Source organism: Hymenobacter sp. 5516J-16 (assembly GCF_022919335.1).
Taxonomy (GTDB): domain Bacteria; phylum Bacteroidota; class Bacteroidia; order Cytophagales; family Hymenobacteraceae; genus Hymenobacter; species Hymenobacter sublimis.
The window spans coordinates 80,006-96,069 of sequence record NZ_CP095058.1 but is presented as its reverse complement, the minus strand read 5'-3'; the positions used below and the strand labels follow the sequence as shown (position 1 = coordinate 96,069).

Below are 16,064 nucleotides of genomic sequence, written 5' to 3'. Positions count from 1 at the left end.
TGAGTTCTGCCGTTTGCGTTGCAATTCCTTTCCCTAAACCGCATATTCTTCAGCAAACTTCCCATGAAGAAGACTCTTTTGACGCTGGTGGCTGCGGCCGCGCTGCACACCGCTTCGGCCCAGAACTCGGCCGTTACCAATGCCATCCTGTTCCAGAAGCAGGGTACCTTGGACAAAGCCCGTACGGAAATTGACAAGGCCATTACCAACGAGAAAACGCAGGGCAAAGCCAAAACCTGGTATACCCGGGGCGAAATCTATGAAGGTATCGTAGCCAGCCCGATCTACGGCAAAGCGCTGCCCGCCAGCGAAGGCACTAAAACGGCTTTCGAATCGTATTCCAAGGCCGTAAGCCTAGAAGGTAAGGACAGCGAGTACGGCAAAATGGCTACCCAGAAGCTGGATGGCTTGTACGGCTTGGCCCTGAACTCCGGAGTAGAAAGCTACAACGGCAAGGACTTCGCTAAAGCCATCGAGTCGTACAAGATGGCCCAGCAGATCCGTCCCCAGGATTCCACGGCGTATTTGTACGCCGCTTATGCTTCGGAAGCCAACCAGGACTTTGCTGGAGCCAAGGAAATGTACGGTAAGCTGCAAGGTATCGGCTACAAGTCGCCTCAGATGTACGGCCGTCTGCTGCAGATTGCCCGCCAGGAAAAAAATGACGCAGCTGCCATGAAGGTAGTGCAGGATGCCCTCGTTGCGTATCCCACCAACAAAGGCTTTATGCTGGAAGAGCTGAACATGTACATCAGCTCGGGCCGCGGTAAAGAGGCCCTGGATAAAATCGACCGAGCTATTGCGGCGGATCCGACCAACTCCAACCTGTACGCCGTAAAAGGTTCTATTCTGGACCAGGATAAGCAGCCCGCGAAGGCGCTGGAAGCGTACAAAAAAGCCGTCGAAGTAGACCCTAGCAACTTCGACGCAAACTTTAACCTTGGCGTCTATAACTACAATAAAGCCGCGGACTTGTACACCAAGGCTAGTAAGATGAGCCTGGCGGAATACCAGAAGTCGGGCAAGAAGTACGAAGCTGATGGGAAGAAATACTTTCAGGAATCGTTGCCGTACTTCGAGAAAGCTCTGCAGGCTCAGCCAGATGATCGGGCAACCATTTCATCCTTGCAGAAAGCCTACCTACGGGTGGGTCGCACCGCTGACTCGGAGAAAATGTCGGCTAAGCTGGATAGCCTGAAAAAATAAGTTTAGCCTCCTTTTTTAGAAGGGGAGTACACTCAGTACAGCCCGGGGTAGCTTATGCTGCTTCGGGCTGTGTTTTGATAAGTTGACTTAACATAATATAAATTATAAGACAAAAATATCTGACTTATATAGAGCGGTAGATGTATGGTTTTGTGACGTTGTATCGACTTGCCAGAATGATTCTATTAAGACTCGGCTAGTTCAACCGTTAAGTGACGATTAGCTCATTGCGTACGGCTTAGAATTCTGTTCTGTAGAGCTTAATGGTTTCCTTGGACATCCAAACACTGCTTCTATTTAGGCCATCCTGATTTGTCATTCTGCAGATCCCTAGGACTACTCGCCTATTAAATGAGAAATATGGCTTGGTCGGGTAAGCAATAATGAAATGTCACTCAGCGGTTAAGAGTTGAGTGCAGTGTCAAAATAACTCTGCTTGATTTGTCGAGGCATGTTTCTCGTACCAACACTAACTGATTTGGCGTCTAGCTGGTCTCCTTTCTTTTTATGCTCCACATGCACATTTTGTGGGGCAACATGAGTGGTGTGATGCATCACATCTATTTATGAGGCCGTTTTACAGAGATTGAATAAGCGTTTGAATGGTGTATTTGCTTGCCCCATCTAGCCATGTGGTGATTACGACTAATGATGAGAGCGTTTTTCAATAATAGTGTCACTAAGATGAAGTAAATGGGCTTATGGAGAGGATCAAGCCCCTCCTGCTCGATCCCGCCCTTCATTAGAGGGTATAAAATAGATTAGTACCTATCTTCAGTATTTAGAATTGGTGAATAATCCATATAAGTACAAAAAAGTACATAAAGTTTATAATAGTTTTACTTTTTTATACTTTGTACTACTTATTTGTGCTTATCTTTAAACATTGGTATTAGTTATGCAGTATACTTATCCTATATTTACTACTCTTCTTCAAATACCCCCACCTTCTTAGATCATATGCCTAAAACCATAGACTACCCACGTACCAGTTATGATAGTGCCTGGGAAGTAGCTGAAGTTGTTGATGACACTGGTGGGAAGTGTGCCATTGAAACAGCTGCTCGCAAACTCAATAGAAAGGTAAGCGGCTCTTTTAAGGCTATTATTGGTTCAGCTGTTAAGTTTGGACTGCTTACCAGTAAGCGAGAGCTGTTAACTACGACCAACCTGTTTCGGCGCATAAAACATGCCTATGATAAACAGGAAGAGAAGATATACCATCGGGAAGCCTTTCTGCACCCGCCCCTTTTCACCCAGATATGCCGCAAATTCCGGAACCGCGAATTGCCGGTCCATATGTTTGACGTCATGCTTATCAGGGAGTTTGGCGTAGAAGAAATAAATGCCCAAGGTGTGGCTAAGGCCTTCGTAGATGGGGCTCGCATGGCCGGAATACTCGACGAGCGTAACATCATCGTGGACATTGACCAGTTAGCCGCTCAGCAGACGCCCCGACGTGAGCTTGCCAGTTCGGACATGCCACTAAACATATTTCGTCCTCCCGTAGCACCACCTGAAGCTGCCGCTCCGACTACCTCAGTAGAAGAAGCTATTTCCACGGCTTCTGCACCTAGACGGGCTCCGTCAGAAATAATTGCGGCTCCCCCGTGCCTCATCGACTTACCGACGCGGTATCAAGCCTATTTGGTTTGGATACGGCCGACGTGGAGGACTTTCCGGCTACTACTAACCAAGCTTCAGTAGAGTCTACAACTACGGCAGGGCCCGAAGCCGTATTTATGCCTCCCAGGGAAACGACAGAGCCCAGACAAGCACACCCCGCTTCGGTAACGCCACCTGAGCCGCTACAACCTACGTCCAGTTCAGTTCCAGCGGCCCCCATAAATTCAGCTGAGACTTCCAAGGATACGTTGCCTACCTATACCATCAGGCTAAGTGGTCCGGGAGTTGATACTCAACTCTCGATTCAAGAAATTGATGACTTAGATATTGTAGGTGCGTTGCTGGATAAAATTCGGCGGCGCTTAAGCCGCTAGCAAACAACGCCGGCGGCTCTGATTAGGGTCTACCCTATCAGGCCGCCGGCGTAAGGCGTTTGGATATTTGTTATGTTAAGTCAAAGGATAGTTTGCCACCTTTTCATTTTCTTGAATCGCCTACAATCGGGTCGATTCGGGAAATAAACCAATAGCCTGAACTTGCTTCCCGGCCCAGATAAAAGCTATCGACGCGGGTAACCCGGACGCGGCTGGTCCAGCCGGCGGGTAACCGCTCGGGGCCGGGCTGGCCGCAAATACCAGTACGGAGCTGCGCAGGGCGCCCAAAGAATCAAGCGTGGGGTGCCAAATAGGAATGGTCCGGCCGGCAGACCACACCTGCTTAACGTGCATAGTATCTAGGCTGCGCCAGGTTGGTAAGGCTACTAGTGCCGGCTGCTGCCCTACATCGGACAAGCGGCGCAACCCCGGCGTAGCCTTACGGGACTCCCAGACCGGAAAAGCCGGCATCAACAGGCTGATAATGGCAGCACCTCCCACCAGGCTAGCCCCTACCAAACTCGCTGAACGAGCCTGCCCTACTCCCTGCCAGCCTACCCACCCCGCCAGGCCAACGAACAGGAGGCCGCCTACCAGCAACCGAGCCGAGGGCCAGCCAAAACCGGGTAGCTGCGTGAGCACCATCAGCCCCGGCAGGGCCACAAATACCACGGCTAAGACCATACCCCACCCCTCACCAGCCGCTTATCTATTGCTTTCAGCCCAGTGGATGACGTGCCAGCCGTTTCCCAGTAGCGCAGCAACCCCGCCACCAGCAGGGCCAGGGGCGGCATAAGCGGCAACATATACCGCTCCTTTTTTTCCGGAACCAAGCTGAGCAGGACCAGGCCTACCCCAACCCAACCCAGGGCCACCAAGTACGGAATAAACCGCCCCGCCCGCGGGCGGGCGTAGGGAACTACCAGGCTGGCCAGGGATACTAGGGCCCACAGCCCAGTAAAAGCAAAAAACGACCAGTAATACCAAAGGGGCTGCACGTGCCGGTCGCCCCAGGAAGCAATTTCCGTGCGGGCTACGCCCAAGGCGGCCGGAGCTACGGCCAGCCAGATGTAGAGCGGCCAACTTCCTGCCACAACTACCCCTACCAGGGCCGCCACCCCCGTCCCTGGGGCTTGCTGGGCAACTTGCCGCTGGTGCTGGGCTGCCCAAGCAGATAGGCCCCGAGAAACGGCACCAGCATGGTATACACGGCCACGGGCCCCTTACTAAGCACAGAAAGCCCCGCCAACAGGCCCGCGCCAACAAAAGGCAGCAGGGACTTGCCCACCTGCTGCCAGCCACGCACCAGCAGCCACAAGCTGCCCATCATCAGGCTATGGGTGAAAATGTCCCATTGCCCCTCCCGGCCGCTGTTCACTACCAGCAGGCAGCTGGCCAACACCAAGGCGCTCAGCCAGGCCGTTCTACCCGGTTGGGTCATCGTGCGTTCCAGCGGGCGGGTAAGCTCGCGGGCTAGCGCCCAGAAAAAGAAGACCAGCAGCGTGGCCGCCAAAGCTGCCGGCAGCCGCAGCACCCCCAACTCCTGGGTGGGGCCGGTGACCTGCTGTAGGCCGGCCACGGCCCAGGTAGGCAGCGGGGGCTTAGCCAGGCGCAGCTCCCCGTTCATGGTCGGAATTAGCCAGGAGCCCCCCGCTACCATTTCTCGGGCCGCCACAAAGTTGCGAGACTCCATCAGGCTGACTTCCGGGGCCCCCAGGTGCACGAAAAAGTTAATCCCGCATACCACCGCCACTACTGCCAGCCGTCCCCACCAGGACGCACTACTGTCTGAAATTCGCATAGACTACCGTTACTCCTGTCGTTACTGCTCGGCCCCGAAGCTACTACTCAGCAACTTTTTCAGGGGCCGGACCCGCGATTGACGCCGAAGCGTAGCCCGTAGTTGCCGCACGTTGTCGACTTGATAGGCATCTGGGCCTGCTGCTACCACCCGGTTCACGGCCCGGGCCGAACGGCCACCAAAGACGACTACCTCCCGCCCCAGGGCGTGAAGGCGGGCGGTCCGGGCCGGGCTAATGTCATCCTTGTGCACGACGGCCGCCTGCACAAAGGAAAGGGTAGTAAGCGTGGTAAAACCAGCCTCAAACTCCTCCGTGAACTCAAAACCTAATGGCACGGTAGGCAGCAACTGGCGCAGGTAGGCTAAGGTGGCGGGCTGGTTGGTCAGCACCAGTACCCGCGCAAGGGGCACCTGGTAGCGGGTCAGCAACAGGGCTAGTTGCCGGGCCAGGGCGCGGCTACGGGCCGGGCTGAAGCTGGCGCAGGCATCCTCCTCGTGCACATCCAGGTGCAGGTAAGGAAAATGCTCCTGCCCTGCTGCCGTCCGCGTAGCGTGGTCAGCAAGGTTTCAAAGGTGATGAGCCGCTCCTGCTGCCGCCAGTCGTAGAGCCAGCCCCCTTGATAGCGCCGCCGGGTCAATTGAGTGGCCGGAGTCTGGCTCACGCAGCCCGTGCCATCGGTCATGGAATCCAGCGTGTGGTCGTGGTAGAGCACGGGAATGCTGTCCTGGCTTAGCCGCACGTCGACCTCTACCCCATCGGCGCCGCGTTGCAGGGCCCGGGTCAGGCCGCGCAGACTATTGGGTGGCAAGGCGTTGGCGGGGTGAAAAAAGCCCGACCCGGCGTGCCCAATAACCACAGGAGCCCGCGGCGGCCGGCGAGCAAGTAGTGCGGAAGTAGGCCCTGAAGCGGCCGGGACTTGCCCCCAGGCGGGCCCGGCTGCTAAGAACACTGCGGCCCCGCGCAACAGCACCGCGCCTGCCCATACACCTAGTACTGAATTCATATAGCACAAGCAGAAGAAAGCAGGAACCGGCCGGCAACTGAGGGCTCGACCCTAGCAGTAGCGTAACCGTAGATAGGCATTTCCGGTTACATTTGCGCCCCACGCGGCTGGCCGCGGCCTCTCCCTTTCTACTCCCCTGCTCCTGACGCATGGCTTCCATTCTGGTTACTGGCTGTGCGGGCTTTATTGGCTCGCACCTCGCCGAGCGGCTGCTCCACGACGGGCACCGCGTGGTGGGCCTGGATAATTTCGACCCCTTCTACGACCGTTCCCGCAAGCAGCAGAACCTGGCCTTGTGCCTGGCCCACCCCCGCTTTAGCTTTCACGAGGCCGACCTGCGCCAGGGCCTCGACGGGCTGGTAGACGCCCTGCCCGCGGACCCCATTGAGGTGGTCGTGCACCTGGCCGCCAAAGCCGGCGTGGGCCCGTCGGTGCGGGAGCCCGTGGCCTACCTCGAAAACAACGTCATTGGCACCACCCACCTGCTGGAGTGGATGCGGCACCGGCAGATTCAGAAGCTGTTTTTTGCCTCCTCCTCCTCCGTTTACGGCAACACCGCGGAGCGGCCCTTCCGGGAGGATATGCCGCTGCTGGCGGCCTGCATTTCGCCCTACGCCGCCTCCAAGCTCAGCGGGGAACAGCTCACTTACACCTACCATCACCTCTACGGGCTCAGCGTGCTCAACGCCCGCTTCTTTACCGTGTATGGCCCGCGCCAGCGTCCTGACCTGGCCATTCATAAGTTTGTGCGCCTGCTGCGCGAAGAGCAGCCCATTCCGGTTTATGGGGATGGCACCACAGCCCGCGACTACACCTTTGTGCTCGATACCGTGGATGGCATTGCCCGGGCGTCAACTACCTGTTGGCCCACGAGCGGGTTTACGACACGATTAATTTGGGCAACAACCGGCCCGTAGCCCTGCTGGAACTCATTCAGGCCGTAGGGGAAGCCGTGGGCCTCCCCCCCGGCTGGCGTTTCAACCCATGCAAGCCGGCGACGTGGACGTTACCTACGCCGATATTCGCAAAGCCCAGCACCTGCTCGGCTATGCCCCCAAACTACCCTGGCCCAGGGACTACGGGAGTTTGTGCGCTGGATGGACCAAGCTGAATACCAACATTAATCAGCTACCAGTCGAAAAAAACTAGGGTGCTAGTACAGAAGAAACGGGCCCGCCGAATTAGTGTCGGCGGGCCCGTTTCTAATTATTCGGCTATGCCTAGCCCGAAGGCACCCCGAATCAGTTGTTAGGCGGAGGTTGTTTGGGTGAGGCGGGCCTGCTCCCGCCGCAGCAGCACAATGTTGCGGGCGTACACCAGCGTGCCGAAGCTGTTGCCGATTAGTAGCACTAGGTCCCGGCGTAGCCCGGCGTAAATCAGAATCAGCAAAGACCCAACGAAGCTGATAACCCAGAAACTTAGGGGCAAGGACGACTCGCCCTTGCGCTCCGAGTACAGCCACTGGTACACAAACCGGAGCAGAAAGATGGTTTGCCCAACGGCGCCCAGCATGAGCACGCCCCCGGAATGCGGCTGCCCAGCATGGCCCGCAGGCTGAAGTGCTGATTGCCAGCCACAAACCAACCCAGCATCAGGACCGGAAACACGTAAGCCCCGCCCCGAAACCAAGGGTTCAGCTTGGCCCACTCGCCCAGCAACTGCAGGTTGCGGATGTAAATGGCGTAGCTCAGGAGCTGGGCGGCCAGAATGACCGGGTCGTGGCGCAGTATGCCATAGACGATCATCAGAAACGAAGACACCAGACTGATTTGCCAGAACAAAGCAGGTACCAGCACTCGCCGGGCCCGCTCGCTCTGAATCCACTGCAGCACAATCCGGCTCGAAAACAGCAGCTGCGACACCAGTCCGATGCCCAGCGCGACGGTTTGCGTGGTCATGAATCGGTGTGGATTAAGGGCGGCCCGAGGTAGTAGCAGTAGCGGCAACCGGCCGGTGGTGCTGCTCCCCAATTTCGTAGTTCTTCCAGCGGGAGCGAATCCAGCGGAAGCCAAATGTGTCTACTAGCGGCTTCCAGGCCCGGTTCCAAAGGTTATACTTGGCCGTGCCAGCAAAGCGCGGGAAGTGGCGCACCGGTAGCTGTTTTACCCGGCCGCCCTGCAATTGCACCAGTGCCCCCAGAAAGCGGTGCATGCCGTGGAACAAGGGAATCCGACGGGCATACTCTATTTTGATAATCTTCAGCGGACAGCCCGTATCCTGAATACCATCATTAATCAGGGTGCGCCGCACCCCGTTGGCAATTTTGGAAGAGAGCTTTTTTACAAACGTATCCTGACGCTTGGCCCGGATGCCGTTGACCATGTCGTACTCGGGAAAGAAGGGAAAGAACTGCAGGAAGTCCAGCGGGGTCGTCTGGATGTCAGAGTCGATGTACCCAATCAGGGTCGTGCGGGCGTGGTCGATGCCGGCCTTGATGGCCGTGCTAAGCCCCGGTTTTGGCTTAGGCTGATAAACTCGTAGGCCGGTTGCTGGCGGCAGACTTCGCGCAGGATAGCCAAGGAGCCATCCGTCGAGCCATCGTTGACAAACAAAACCGTTGTGGGTACCGGGGTTTCCGCCAGAAACTTGTCCATCTCTACCACAAATTGCCCCAGGCTTTCTTCTTCATTATAGACGGGCACCAGCACCGTTAGGCTTTGCTCAGTGAGGTAGGAAGTCGTGTCGGGCATAAAAACGGCAACTGATAAGAGGGCTGCGCAAGGTAGGCAACGATTAGAAAAGACCGTGGGCAGGTCATATTCCTGTCCTTACTGAATAGATCAGGCAGAGGTTTTACCTTGTTTCTAGGGTTGGTTAGAAACTAGCAACGTATTGCAGCTCCTTGTTTACTATTTCAAAAATTTAATAATATGTAAAGCTTTGTAACCGTTATTCTTTGCTTCACTATTTATACTATACTAAATAATATAAACAAACAGAATAGAAAACCAACCTCGTCCTGTAAATAGGGCCTTTACTCGCTTGTAAGACCATTATACTTCTTCCCTGAACTGCTACTTTTTGGGTAGTTAAGTAGTGAAAACGACACCGCCCGGCGCAACCTGTGGTGCACCGGGGCGGTGAAAAACTGCAAGGACGATGGGCTACTCTGGGCGACGCACCCCACCAGCAATGGTCGTGTGGCGCTGGCGGAGTACCTGCACCACATCCTCCAACGACAAGCCGGCGGCGGTCAGCAGTACCAGCAGGTGATAGAGCAAATCCGCGGCTTCGCCTTTCAACCCCTCTGTGTTACCGCCCACCGCATCAATGACGGTTTCCACGGCCTCCTCTCCTACTTTCTGGGCAATTTTGGGCATACCCTTCCGAAACAGCGAAGCGGTATACGATTTAGGATCCTCCTCGGGGTAGCGCTGCCGGCGCTGCACCAGCCGCTCCAGCTCCCCAATAAAGCTGACTGCCGCCGCCGGGTAGGCCGCCTGATCGGGCTGCTCGAAGCAACTGGTGGTGCCCCGGTGGCAAGTGGGCCCGTCGGGAATGGCCCGGATCAGCAGCGCGTCCTGGTCGCAGTCGGGGTGCTGGCTGACCACCGTCAGGTAGTGGCCGGAAGTTTCGCCCTTGGTCCAGAGCCGCTGCTTGGAGCGGGAATAGAACGTAACCCGGCCACTCTGCCGGGTTACGCGCTGCGCCTCCTCGTTCTGGTAGCCCAGCATCAGGACCTGCCCCGTGTGGGCGTCCTGCACGATAACCGGAATCAGCCCATCGGGCATTTTTGCGAAGTCCATGTGTTTGTGGGTGTCAGGTGGTAAGGGGCAGGTATCGGGAGTGCGGTGTACGCCTACCCCCTAGCTGTTTCAGTAGCTTGTGGAACCTCGATACGTTTTGCCCAGCTGAAAACTTTGGTTACAACCGCACCGGAATGCCGTCCTGGCGCAGGTGTTCCTTGAGCTCCCGAATGCCAATTTCGCCGAAGTGAAAAATGCTGGCCGCTAGCCCGGCGTCGGCGTGGGCTTGCTGGAATACGGTGGTGAAATCCTGCTTGGTACCGGCCCCACCGGAGGCCACCACTGGCACCGACACGGCCCGGCTCACGGCCCCGGTAATATCCAGGGCGAAGCCGTCCTTGGTGCCGTCGTTACTCATGGAAGTCAGCAGGATTTCGCCGGCCCCGCGCTCGGCGGCCTCCCGGCACCACTGCACCGCGTCGCGGCCGGTATTGTGGGTACCAGCCCGCGTGTAAATCTGCCAGCCGTCGGGGACGTGCAGACGGGTATCGGCCGCTACTACAATGCACTGGGAGCCGAAACGGGCGGCCAGCTCGTCAATCAGCTCCGGCCGAGCCAGGGCCGCCGAGTTGATGCTGACTTTATCGGCCCCGTTGAGCAGGAGTACTTCCACGTCGGCCACGGTGTTAATACCGCCCCCAACGGTGAAGGGAATGTCCAGCTCCCGGGCCACGTCGCGCACCAGCGCCACCAGCGTGGCGCGCTTTTGGTTGGTGGCCGTAATATCGAGGAAGACCAGCTCATCGGCTCCTTCGCGGGCGTAGCGGGCGGCCAGGGCCACCGGGTCGCCGGCGTCGCGCAGGCCTTCAAACTGCACGCCCTTTACGGTGCGCCCATCCTTGATGTCGAGGCAGGGGATAATTCGTTTGGTTAGCATCAGTAGAAAGGAGTTCTTATAACCAGGGCTGCAGCTGAGCCAGGGTAATGGTGCCTTCGTAAATGGCCTTGCCGATGATGGCTCCGTGCATGCCGATTGCCGCCAGCGCCTCTACGTCGGCCAGGGTGGTGACGCCGCCGCTGGCCACCAGTTGGGCCGTCGGCAGTTCGTGGCGCAACTGCTGGTAGGTAGCTAGGGCGGGGCCCTGCAGCTTGCCGTCCTTGCTGACGTCGGTGCAGATAAAGGTAGTGGCCCCGGCCGAGAGGTAGCCCTCTACAAACTCGCGTAGGGTCCGCTCACTCTGCTCGGCCCAGGCGTTGATGGCAATAAAGTTGTCGCGGAAATCGGCCCCAATAATGATGCGCTCGGCACCGAATTCGCCGAGCCACCCTCCCACCGTTTCGGGCTCGCGCACGGCAATGCTGCCGGCCGTAATCTGCTGGGCCCCGGCGTCGAAAGCCTGGCGCACGGCCTGCTCGCTCTGCAGGCCACCGCCAAAGTCAATCACCAGCCCGGTGTGGCGGGCAATGCGCTCTAGGACCGGCAGGTTCACCGGCTGCTTGGCCCGGGCCCCGTCCAGGTCCACGAGGTGCAGGCGCCGGACACCGTGCTGCTCAAAGCGCTGGGCCACGGCCAGCGGATCCGCGTCGTAGGTAGTCTGCTGGGCAAAGTCGCCCTCGGTTAGGCGCACGCACTGGCCATTGATCAGGTCAATAGCAGGAATGATTTCCATGTAATCAGGTAGTCTGGGTGATAAGGTAGTTGAGCGCAACAGCGTCGGGCCCAGGACAACGGGTAGGCAAAGGTAGCGTTAAGGCGCGCCGCTCGGGGCTGCCCACTGAGCTAGAGGTATGCTGCAGCGGCTACAGCTTCAGAAAGTTTTCCAGGATGCGGGTACCCACCGGACCGCTCTTCTCCGTGTGGAACTGCACGGCGTAGAAGTTCTGGTGCTGCACGGCGGCACTGAACGGGGCTGGGTACTCAGCCTGGGCAATGGTATATTCTCCCACCGGCGCAAAGTAGCTGTGCACGAAGTACACGTAGTCTTCTTCCCGCAGGCCCGCAAAGAGCGGAGTGCGCAAGGCTTGCAGGGTATTCCAGCCCATGTGGGGCACTTTGTACTCCGTTGCGGTGGGAAAGCGAATCACGTTAAAAGGCAAAATCCCAAGTAGGTCCGTGCCCCCGCCTTCCTCGCTGTGCTGGCCCAGCAGTTGCATGCCCAGGCAGATGCCCAGGAAAGGCTGGGTCAGGCTGGGCAGCAGTTGGTCCAGGCCCTGCGCCCGCAACTCCCGCATGGCCGAGGCCGCTTCGCCCTCACCCGGGAATAGCACCTTGTCGGCCCGCTGAATTACCTCGGGGTCAGAGGTCAGGGTAGCCTGCACCCCCAGCCGTTCCAGGGCAAAGAGTACGGACTGCACATTGCCTCCCTTATAATCAATTACTGCTATTTCCATTTGAAGAATATGCGGTTTCAAGTGGCTTTACCCAGTTGTTTAAACATTTGTTAAATAAGTAAGCATTTGTAGTGTAACGAAACATCCATTCGGTACGCTCCAATAACCCAAGCAGAACGCATCCAACGCTTTACCATTTGTTTAAACAAATGGTAAAGCCTACAAAATGCCTTTGGTGCTGGGGATTTCCATGCGGGCGGCATCTCGCACCAAGGCCATCTTAATCGATTTGGCTACGGCCTTGAAAATAGCTTCAATCTTATGGTGCTCATTCTGTCCTTCGGCCTTGATGTTGAGGTTGCAGCGGGCCGCATCGGAGAAGCTCTTGAAAAAATGGTAGAACATTTCCGTTGGCATGTCTCCAATTTTTTCGCGCTTGAACTCCGCCTCCCACACCATCCAGGGGCGCCCGGAAAAGTCAATGGCGGCCTGGGCCAGCACGTCGTCCATGGGCAGCAGGAAACCGTAGCGGGCCAGGCCACGCTTATCGCCGAGGGCTTGGGTGAAGGCCTCGCCCAGGGCAATAGCCGTATCCTCGATGGTATGATGCTCATCGATGTGCAGGTCGCCCTGTACCGAAATTTTCATATCCACGCCCGAGTGCTTGCTGAGCTGATCTAGCATGTGGTCAAAGAAGCCCAGTCCGGTGTGCATCTGCGGCCGGCCGCTGCCGTCGAGGTTCAGCTCAATGCTGATTTTGGTTTCTTTCGTGTCGCGTTGTACTACCGCCGTGCGGGCGGGTAGGCGCAGAAACTGGTATATTTTCTCCCAGCTAGTGGTGGTCAGGGCGGCGCGTTCGTCGCCCTCCCCTTCCGCTTGAATCAGGATGGACTGGCAGCCCAAGTTTTGCGCTAGCTCCACATCGGTCAGCCGGTCGCCGATGACGAAGGAGGCGCCCAGGTCGTAGCCGCTCCCCTCACCCAGGTACTGTTGCAGCATGCCGGTGCCGGGCTTGCGGGTGGGCAGGTTCTGGTGGGGAAAGCTCCGGTCGATGTGCTCACGGGCAAACTCCACCCCTTCCGAGCGCAGAATGTCGAGCATCAGGGTGTGGGCCGGCCAGAAGGTGTCTTCCGGGAAGCTCGCGGTGCCCAGCCCATCTTGGTTGCTAACCAGCACCAGCTCGTAGTCCAGCTCGCGGGCGATGCGGGCCAGGCCGCTGATGGCGCCGGGCACAAACTGAAATTTTTCCCGCGTCAGGGCATCGACTTGAAAATCCGTCAGCGGCTCAACCAGAATGGTACCGTCGCGGTCAATGAACAGAACTTTCTTCATGGGTAGGATTCTAGCTTTCCCGTTCGGTTACCGGGTCCCAGGCACCTCGTAGTAGAATAGAGGGCTGGGGCCCGGCAACGGTAGCGGGACCAGTGCAGTTGTTTTAGTTGAAAGCCCGCAGGGCCTGGAGTAGTTGCTCGTTTTCAGCCGGGGTGCCTACGGTGAGGCGCAGCGTGCCGGCGCAGCCGGGTTGGGTGGTGCGGTTGCGTACCACAATGCCTTGGTCCAGCAGGTAGTGGTACAGGACCGTGGCGTCGGGGCGGAAGCGCACCAGCAGGAAATTGGCATCCGAAGCAAACACCGTTTCCACAATGGGCAAAGCCGGTAGCTGCTGGGCCAGCCAGTCGCGGCCCTCCAGCAGCGCCCGCCGCATCTGCTCGAAGTGGGGCGCATCCAGCAGGGCCTGCAGGGCGTGCTGCTGGGTTGCAGCCGACACGTTGTAGGGGGGCTTGATTTTGTTCAGGTAACTGATAACCTCCGGCGCGGCAAAGGCCATGCCCAGACGCAGCCCGGCCAGCCCCCAGGCCTTGGAAAAGGTTTGCAGCACCACTAGGTTTGGAAACTCCGCCAAGCGGGTCGTCCAGCTGGGAGCGGCGGCAAAATCGGCGTAGGCCTCATCCACTACCACCAGCCCCGGAAGCCGCGCAGAATTTGCTCGATGGCCTCAGCGTGCAGCAGGTTGCCGGTGGGGTTGTTGGGGAGCACAGGAAAACCAGCTTAGCCTCGGAGGCGACTACCGCGGCCACGGTTTCGGGGCCAGGTGGAAGTCTGCCGTCAGGGGTAGCCGCTCCAGGCCCACGTCATTGAGGTTGGCCGCTACTTCGTACATGCCGTAGGTAGGCGGCAAAATCAGGATGCGGTCCTGGCCGGGCACGCAGGTAAGGCGCACGAGCAGGTCAATGGCTTCGTCGGAGCCGTTGCCCAGGAAAATCTGCGCCGGCTGCACGCGCTTTAGTTGGGCTAGCTCAGCCTTCACGGCCCGCTGCAAGGGGTCGGGGTAGCGGTTAAACCGCTCCGGGCCGGCGCTACCCAGGCTGTTCTCGTTGGCGTCGAGCATTACCTGGGCCTCGCCCTGAAACTCGTCACGGGCCGAGGAGTACGGTTTCATGGCCCGAATGTTGGGCCGCACGAGGGTGTCTAAATCAAACATGAATCACAGACGTTGGGAAGTGGACGCAGCTGGCGCTGCTACTTATGGCGGGCCGCTGCCGGAAGAATTTCTGCTGCTGCTAGCAGGTAGGCGGACGGCCCGCCCAGTGCACACTATATATTAAGGAGTCGGCTGCCTTGAGAGGCCGGATTGGGGAATCAGTGGGTGCCTACCCCTGCGGCGCGGCCAGGGACTCCAGCCGCAGGGTAATAGCGCGGGCGTGAGCCCGCAGCCCTTCCGCTTCCGCCATCAGTTCCACCACCGGCCCCACGTGGCGCAAACCCTCGGGGGAAAGCCGCTGGAAGGTGATTTTCTTCAGGAAAGAATCCAGGGACACGCCGCTGTAGTTGCGGGCGTACCCGTTGGTAGGCAGGGTGTGGTTGGTGCCCGAGGCGTAGTCGCCGGCCGCTTCCGGGGTTAGGTGGCCCAGAAACACGGAGCCGGCGCTGGTCACGCCCGCGGCCAGCTGCTCCGGATTCTGCACGGCCAAAATCAAATGCTCCGGCGCGTATTGGTTGGAGAAGTAGAGCATTTCCTCGGGCGTACGCAGCAGAATGGCCCGGCTTTCCTGCAGGGCCTGAGCCGCCACCTCGGCCCGGGGCAACTCCCGCAACTGACGGGCTACCTCGGCCTGGGTGGCCTCTAGCATGGGCAGAGAATCCGAGAGCAGAATCACCTGCGAATCCGGGCCGTGCTCGGCTTGGCTTAGCAAATCGGCCGCCACGAAGGCGGGGTTGGCGGAGGCATCGGCAATAACCAGCACTTCCGAGGGCCCGGCCGGCATATCAATGGCCACGCCGTAGCGGGTAGCCAGCTGCTTGGCCGCCGTGACGTAGCGGTTGCCGGGACCAAAGATCTTATCCACGGCGGGCACGGAGGCCGTGCCGCCGGTCAGGGCCGCCACTGCCTGGGCGCCGCCGGCCTTGATAATGGTCGTAATGCCTAGTAGTTGGGCCGTAAACAGGATAACGGGGTTCACCGAACCGTCGCGCTGCGGGGGCGTGCACAGCACTACCTCGGGCAGGCCGCCAGCCGGGCCGGCACGCCCAGCATGAGCAGGGTGCTAAACAAAGGAGCCGTGCCGCCGGGAATGTAGAGGCCAACCCGCTGCACGGGCACGGCCCGACGCCAGCACTGCACGCCCGGCATGGTTTCAACCTCCTCCGGCTGGGGTACCTGCGCTTGGTGGAACCGCAGAATGTTGGCGTGGGCCTGCCGGATGGCGGCCTGCAGTTCGGCGGGCACCTGGGCGGCGGCGGCAGTCAGCTCTTCCAGGCTTACGCGCAGGCCCGCCGACAGATCGGCACCATCAAAGCGCTGAGCGTAGTCCAGCAAAGCCGCGTCGCCACGTTGGCGCACGTCGGCGAATATCTGCTCTACCCGCTGGTCAATGTCCTGAGCCTGCTGGGCCGCGGCGCGCTGCTGGAGCGCCGGCCACTGCTGCGGGGCGGGGTACGAAAAGAGTTGCATCGGATGTAGGGGCTTGGGGACTTGGGGCTAGGAACGTAGGGGCTTGGTTGACGTTTTTTCCGACTGCGTTTTCAGGTTGCCGCC

At 58.6% G+C, this 16,064-nt stretch carries 17 protein-coding genes and 3 pseudogenes; 4 read left to right on the top strand and 16 right to left on the bottom strand.

From position 1 onward, the window contains the following. Positions 1–63: 63 nt before the first annotated feature. Both MUN84_RS00510 and MUN84_RS00505 read left to right on the top strand, forming a co-directional pair. Complete coding sequence (locus MUN84_RS00510) at positions 64–1,206, top strand: tetratricopeptide repeat protein (protein WP_244696180.1); 1,143 nt, start codon at positions 64–66, stop codon at positions 1,204–1,206. A 960-nt stretch (positions 1,207–2,166) separates the two neighbouring features. Next, positions 2,167–2,913, top strand: coding sequence for a hypothetical protein (locus MUN84_RS00505; protein ID WP_244696179.1), 747 nt, complete (start codon positions 2,167–2,169; stop codon positions 2,911–2,913). A gap of 413 nt (positions 2,914–3,326) precedes the next feature. Here the strand turns inward: MUN84_RS00505 and MUN84_RS00500 are convergent, their stop codons facing one another. From MUN84_RS00500 to MUN84_RS00480, 5 genes are all read right to left on the bottom strand, one after another. Then, complete coding sequence (locus MUN84_RS00500; RefSeq protein ID WP_244696178.1) at positions 3,327–3,890, bottom strand: hypothetical protein; 564 nt, start codon at positions 3,888–3,890, stop codon at positions 3,327–3,329. Continuing rightward, positions 3,881–4,324 (bottom strand): hypothetical protein, encoded by a 444-nt coding sequence (locus tag MUN84_RS00495; protein ID WP_244696177.1) that lies wholly within the window; start codon positions 4,322–4,324, stop codon positions 3,881–3,883. The genes MUN84_RS00500 and MUN84_RS00495 overlap by 10 nt, the downstream gene beginning before the upstream one ends. Continuing rightward, complete coding sequence (locus tag MUN84_RS00490) at positions 4,309–4,929, bottom strand: ArnT family glycosyltransferase (RefSeq protein WP_244696176.1); 621 nt, start codon at positions 4,927–4,929, stop codon at positions 4,309–4,311. The genes MUN84_RS00495 and MUN84_RS00490 overlap by 16 nt, the downstream gene beginning before the upstream one ends. A 99-nt stretch (positions 4,930–5,028) precedes the next feature. Beyond that, positions 5,029–5,508, bottom strand: coding sequence for a hypothetical protein (locus tag MUN84_RS00485; RefSeq protein WP_244696175.1), 480 nt, complete (start codon positions 5,506–5,508; stop codon positions 5,029–5,031). Continuing rightward, positions 5,442–6,011, bottom strand: a complete 570-nt coding sequence (locus MUN84_RS00480) for a glycerophosphodiester phosphodiesterase (protein ID WP_244696174.1) — start codon at positions 6,009–6,011, stop codon at positions 5,442–5,444. Before MUN84_RS00480 ends, MUN84_RS00485 begins: the two co-directional genes overlap by 67 nt. Positions 6,012–6,160: 149 nt before the next feature. Here MUN84_RS00480 and MUN84_RS00475 point away from each other — a divergent pair, with 149 nt between their 5' ends. Together MUN84_RS00475 and MUN84_RS00470 are read left to right on the top strand one after the other, a co-directional pair. Next, the gene (locus tag MUN84_RS00475) at positions 6,161–6,928 is read left to right on the top strand and encodes an NAD-dependent epimerase/dehydratase family protein (protein WP_244696173.1); all 768 of its coding nucleotides are present in this window, start codon (positions 6,161–6,163) and stop codon (positions 6,926–6,928) included. Positions 6,929–6,995: 67 nt separating this feature from the next. Next, positions 6,996–7,160 (top strand): hypothetical protein, encoded by a 165-nt coding sequence (locus MUN84_RS00470; RefSeq protein ID WP_244696172.1) that lies wholly within the window; start codon positions 6,996–6,998, stop codon positions 7,158–7,160. A 99-nt stretch (positions 7,161–7,259) separates the two neighbouring features. On the opposite strand, the gene MUN84_RS00465 is transcribed toward MUN84_RS00470, so the two are convergent. From MUN84_RS00465 to hisD, 11 genes and pseudogenes are all read right to left on the bottom strand, one after another. Beyond that, positions 7,260–7,523 (bottom strand): lipid-A-disaccharide synthase N-terminal domain-containing protein, encoded by a 264-nt coding sequence (locus MUN84_RS00465; protein ID WP_244696171.1) that lies wholly within the window; start codon positions 7,521–7,523, stop codon positions 7,260–7,262. Continuing rightward, a complete protein-coding gene (locus MUN84_RS00460) occupies positions 7,430–7,909 on the bottom strand; it encodes a lipid-A-disaccharide synthase N-terminal domain-containing protein (protein ID WP_244696170.1) in 480 nt (159 codons plus the stop codon). The genes MUN84_RS00465 and MUN84_RS00460 overlap by 94 nt, the downstream gene beginning before the upstream one ends. Before the next feature lie 13 nt (positions 7,910–7,922). After that, on the bottom strand, positions 7,923–8,333 hold the full coding sequence (locus MUN84_RS00455) for a hypothetical protein (RefSeq protein ID WP_244696169.1): 411 nt from the start codon (positions 8,331–8,333) through the stop codon (positions 7,923–7,925). A 3-nt stretch (positions 8,334–8,336) separates the two neighbouring features. After that, positions 8,337–8,605: pseudogene (locus MUN84_RS00450) on the bottom strand (glycosyltransferase family 2 protein); the annotation flags it as partial. 510 nt (positions 8,606–9,115) lie between these two features. Beyond that, complete coding sequence (hisIE, locus tag MUN84_RS00445; protein WP_244696167.1) at positions 9,116–9,757, bottom strand: bifunctional phosphoribosyl-AMP cyclohydrolase/phosphoribosyl-ATP diphosphatase HisIE; 642 nt, start codon at positions 9,755–9,757, stop codon at positions 9,116–9,118. A gap of 118 nt (positions 9,758–9,875) precedes the next feature. Continuing rightward, positions 9,876–10,634 carry an imidazole glycerol phosphate synthase subunit HisF gene (gene hisF / locus MUN84_RS00440; protein WP_244696166.1) on the bottom strand — a complete coding sequence of 253 codons (759 nt, stop codon included), beginning with the start codon at positions 10,632–10,634 and terminating at the stop codon, positions 9,876–9,878. Positions 10,635–10,650: 16 nt separating this feature from the next. Continuing rightward, positions 10,651–11,367 (bottom strand): 1-(5-phosphoribosyl)-5-[(5-phosphoribosylamino)methylideneamino]imidazole-4-carboxamide isomerase, encoded by a 717-nt coding sequence (gene hisA, locus MUN84_RS00435; RefSeq protein ID WP_244696165.1) that lies wholly within the window; start codon positions 11,365–11,367, stop codon positions 10,651–10,653. A gap of 130 nt (positions 11,368–11,497) precedes the next feature. Next, entirely contained in the window at positions 11,498–12,088 is a 591-nt protein-coding gene (hisH, locus tag MUN84_RS00430) for an imidazole glycerol phosphate synthase subunit HisH (protein WP_244696164.1), read from the bottom strand. A gap of 159 nt (positions 12,089–12,247) precedes the next feature. After that, a complete protein-coding gene (gene hisB / locus MUN84_RS00425) occupies positions 12,248–13,360 on the bottom strand; it encodes a bifunctional histidinol-phosphatase/imidazoleglycerol-phosphate dehydratase HisB (protein WP_244696163.1) in 1,113 nt (370 codons plus the stop codon). 103 nt (positions 13,361–13,463) lie between these two features. Continuing rightward, positions 13,464–14,417: pseudogene (hisC, locus tag MUN84_RS00420) on the bottom strand (histidinol-phosphate transaminase). 262 nt (positions 14,418–14,679) lie between these two features. Beyond that, positions 14,680–15,980: pseudogene (hisD, locus tag MUN84_RS00415) on the bottom strand (histidinol dehydrogenase). Positions 15,981–16,064: the final 84 nt, after the last annotated feature.

Coding starts and splice junctions, on each gene's coding strand:
- MUN84_RS00510 (WP_244696180.1), top strand. CDS start 64: ATGAAGAAGACTCTTTTGACGCTGGTGGCTGCGGCCGCGCTGCACACC.
- MUN84_RS00505 (WP_244696179.1), top strand. CDS start 2,167: ATGCCTAAAACCATAGACTACCCACGTACCAGTTATGATAGTGCCTGG.
- MUN84_RS00500 (WP_244696178.1), bottom strand. CDS start 3,890: ATGGTCTTAGCCGTGGTATTTGTGGCCCTGCCGGGGCTGATGGTGCTC.
- MUN84_RS00480 (WP_244696174.1), bottom strand. CDS start 6,011: ATGAATTCAGTACTAGGTGTATGGGCAGGCGCGGTGCTGTTGCGCGGG.
- MUN84_RS00475 (WP_244696173.1), top strand. CDS start 6,161: ATGGCTTCCATTCTGGTTACTGGCTGTGCGGGCTTTATTGGCTCGCAC.
- MUN84_RS00470 (WP_244696172.1), top strand. CDS start 6,996: ATGCAAGCCGGCGACGTGGACGTTACCTACGCCGATATTCGCAAAGCC.
- MUN84_RS00465 (WP_244696171.1), bottom strand. CDS start 7,523: ATGCTGGGCGCCGTTGGGCAAACCATCTTTCTGCTCCGGTTTGTGTAC.
- MUN84_RS00460 (WP_244696170.1), bottom strand. CDS start 7,909: ATGACCACGCAAACCGTCGCGCTGGGCATCGGACTGGTGTCGCAGCTG.
- MUN84_RS00455 (WP_244696169.1), bottom strand. CDS start 8,333: ATGGTCAACGGCATCCGGGCCAAGCGTCAGGATACGTTTGTAAAAAAG.
- hisIE (WP_244696167.1), bottom strand. CDS start 9,757: ATGGACTTCGCAAAAATGCCCGATGGGCTGATTCCGGTTATCGTGCAG.
- hisF (WP_244696166.1), bottom strand. CDS start 10,634: ATGCTAACCAAACGAATTATCCCCTGCCTCGACATCAAGGATGGGCGC.
- hisA (WP_244696165.1), bottom strand. CDS start 11,367: ATGGAAATCATTCCTGCTATTGACCTGATCAATGGCCAGTGCGTGCGC.
- hisH (WP_244696164.1), bottom strand. CDS start 12,088: ATGGAAATAGCAGTAATTGATTATAAGGGAGGCAATGTGCAGTCCGTA.
- hisB (WP_244696163.1), bottom strand. CDS start 13,360: ATGAAGAAAGTTCTGTTCATTGACCGCGACGGTACCATTCTGGTTGAG.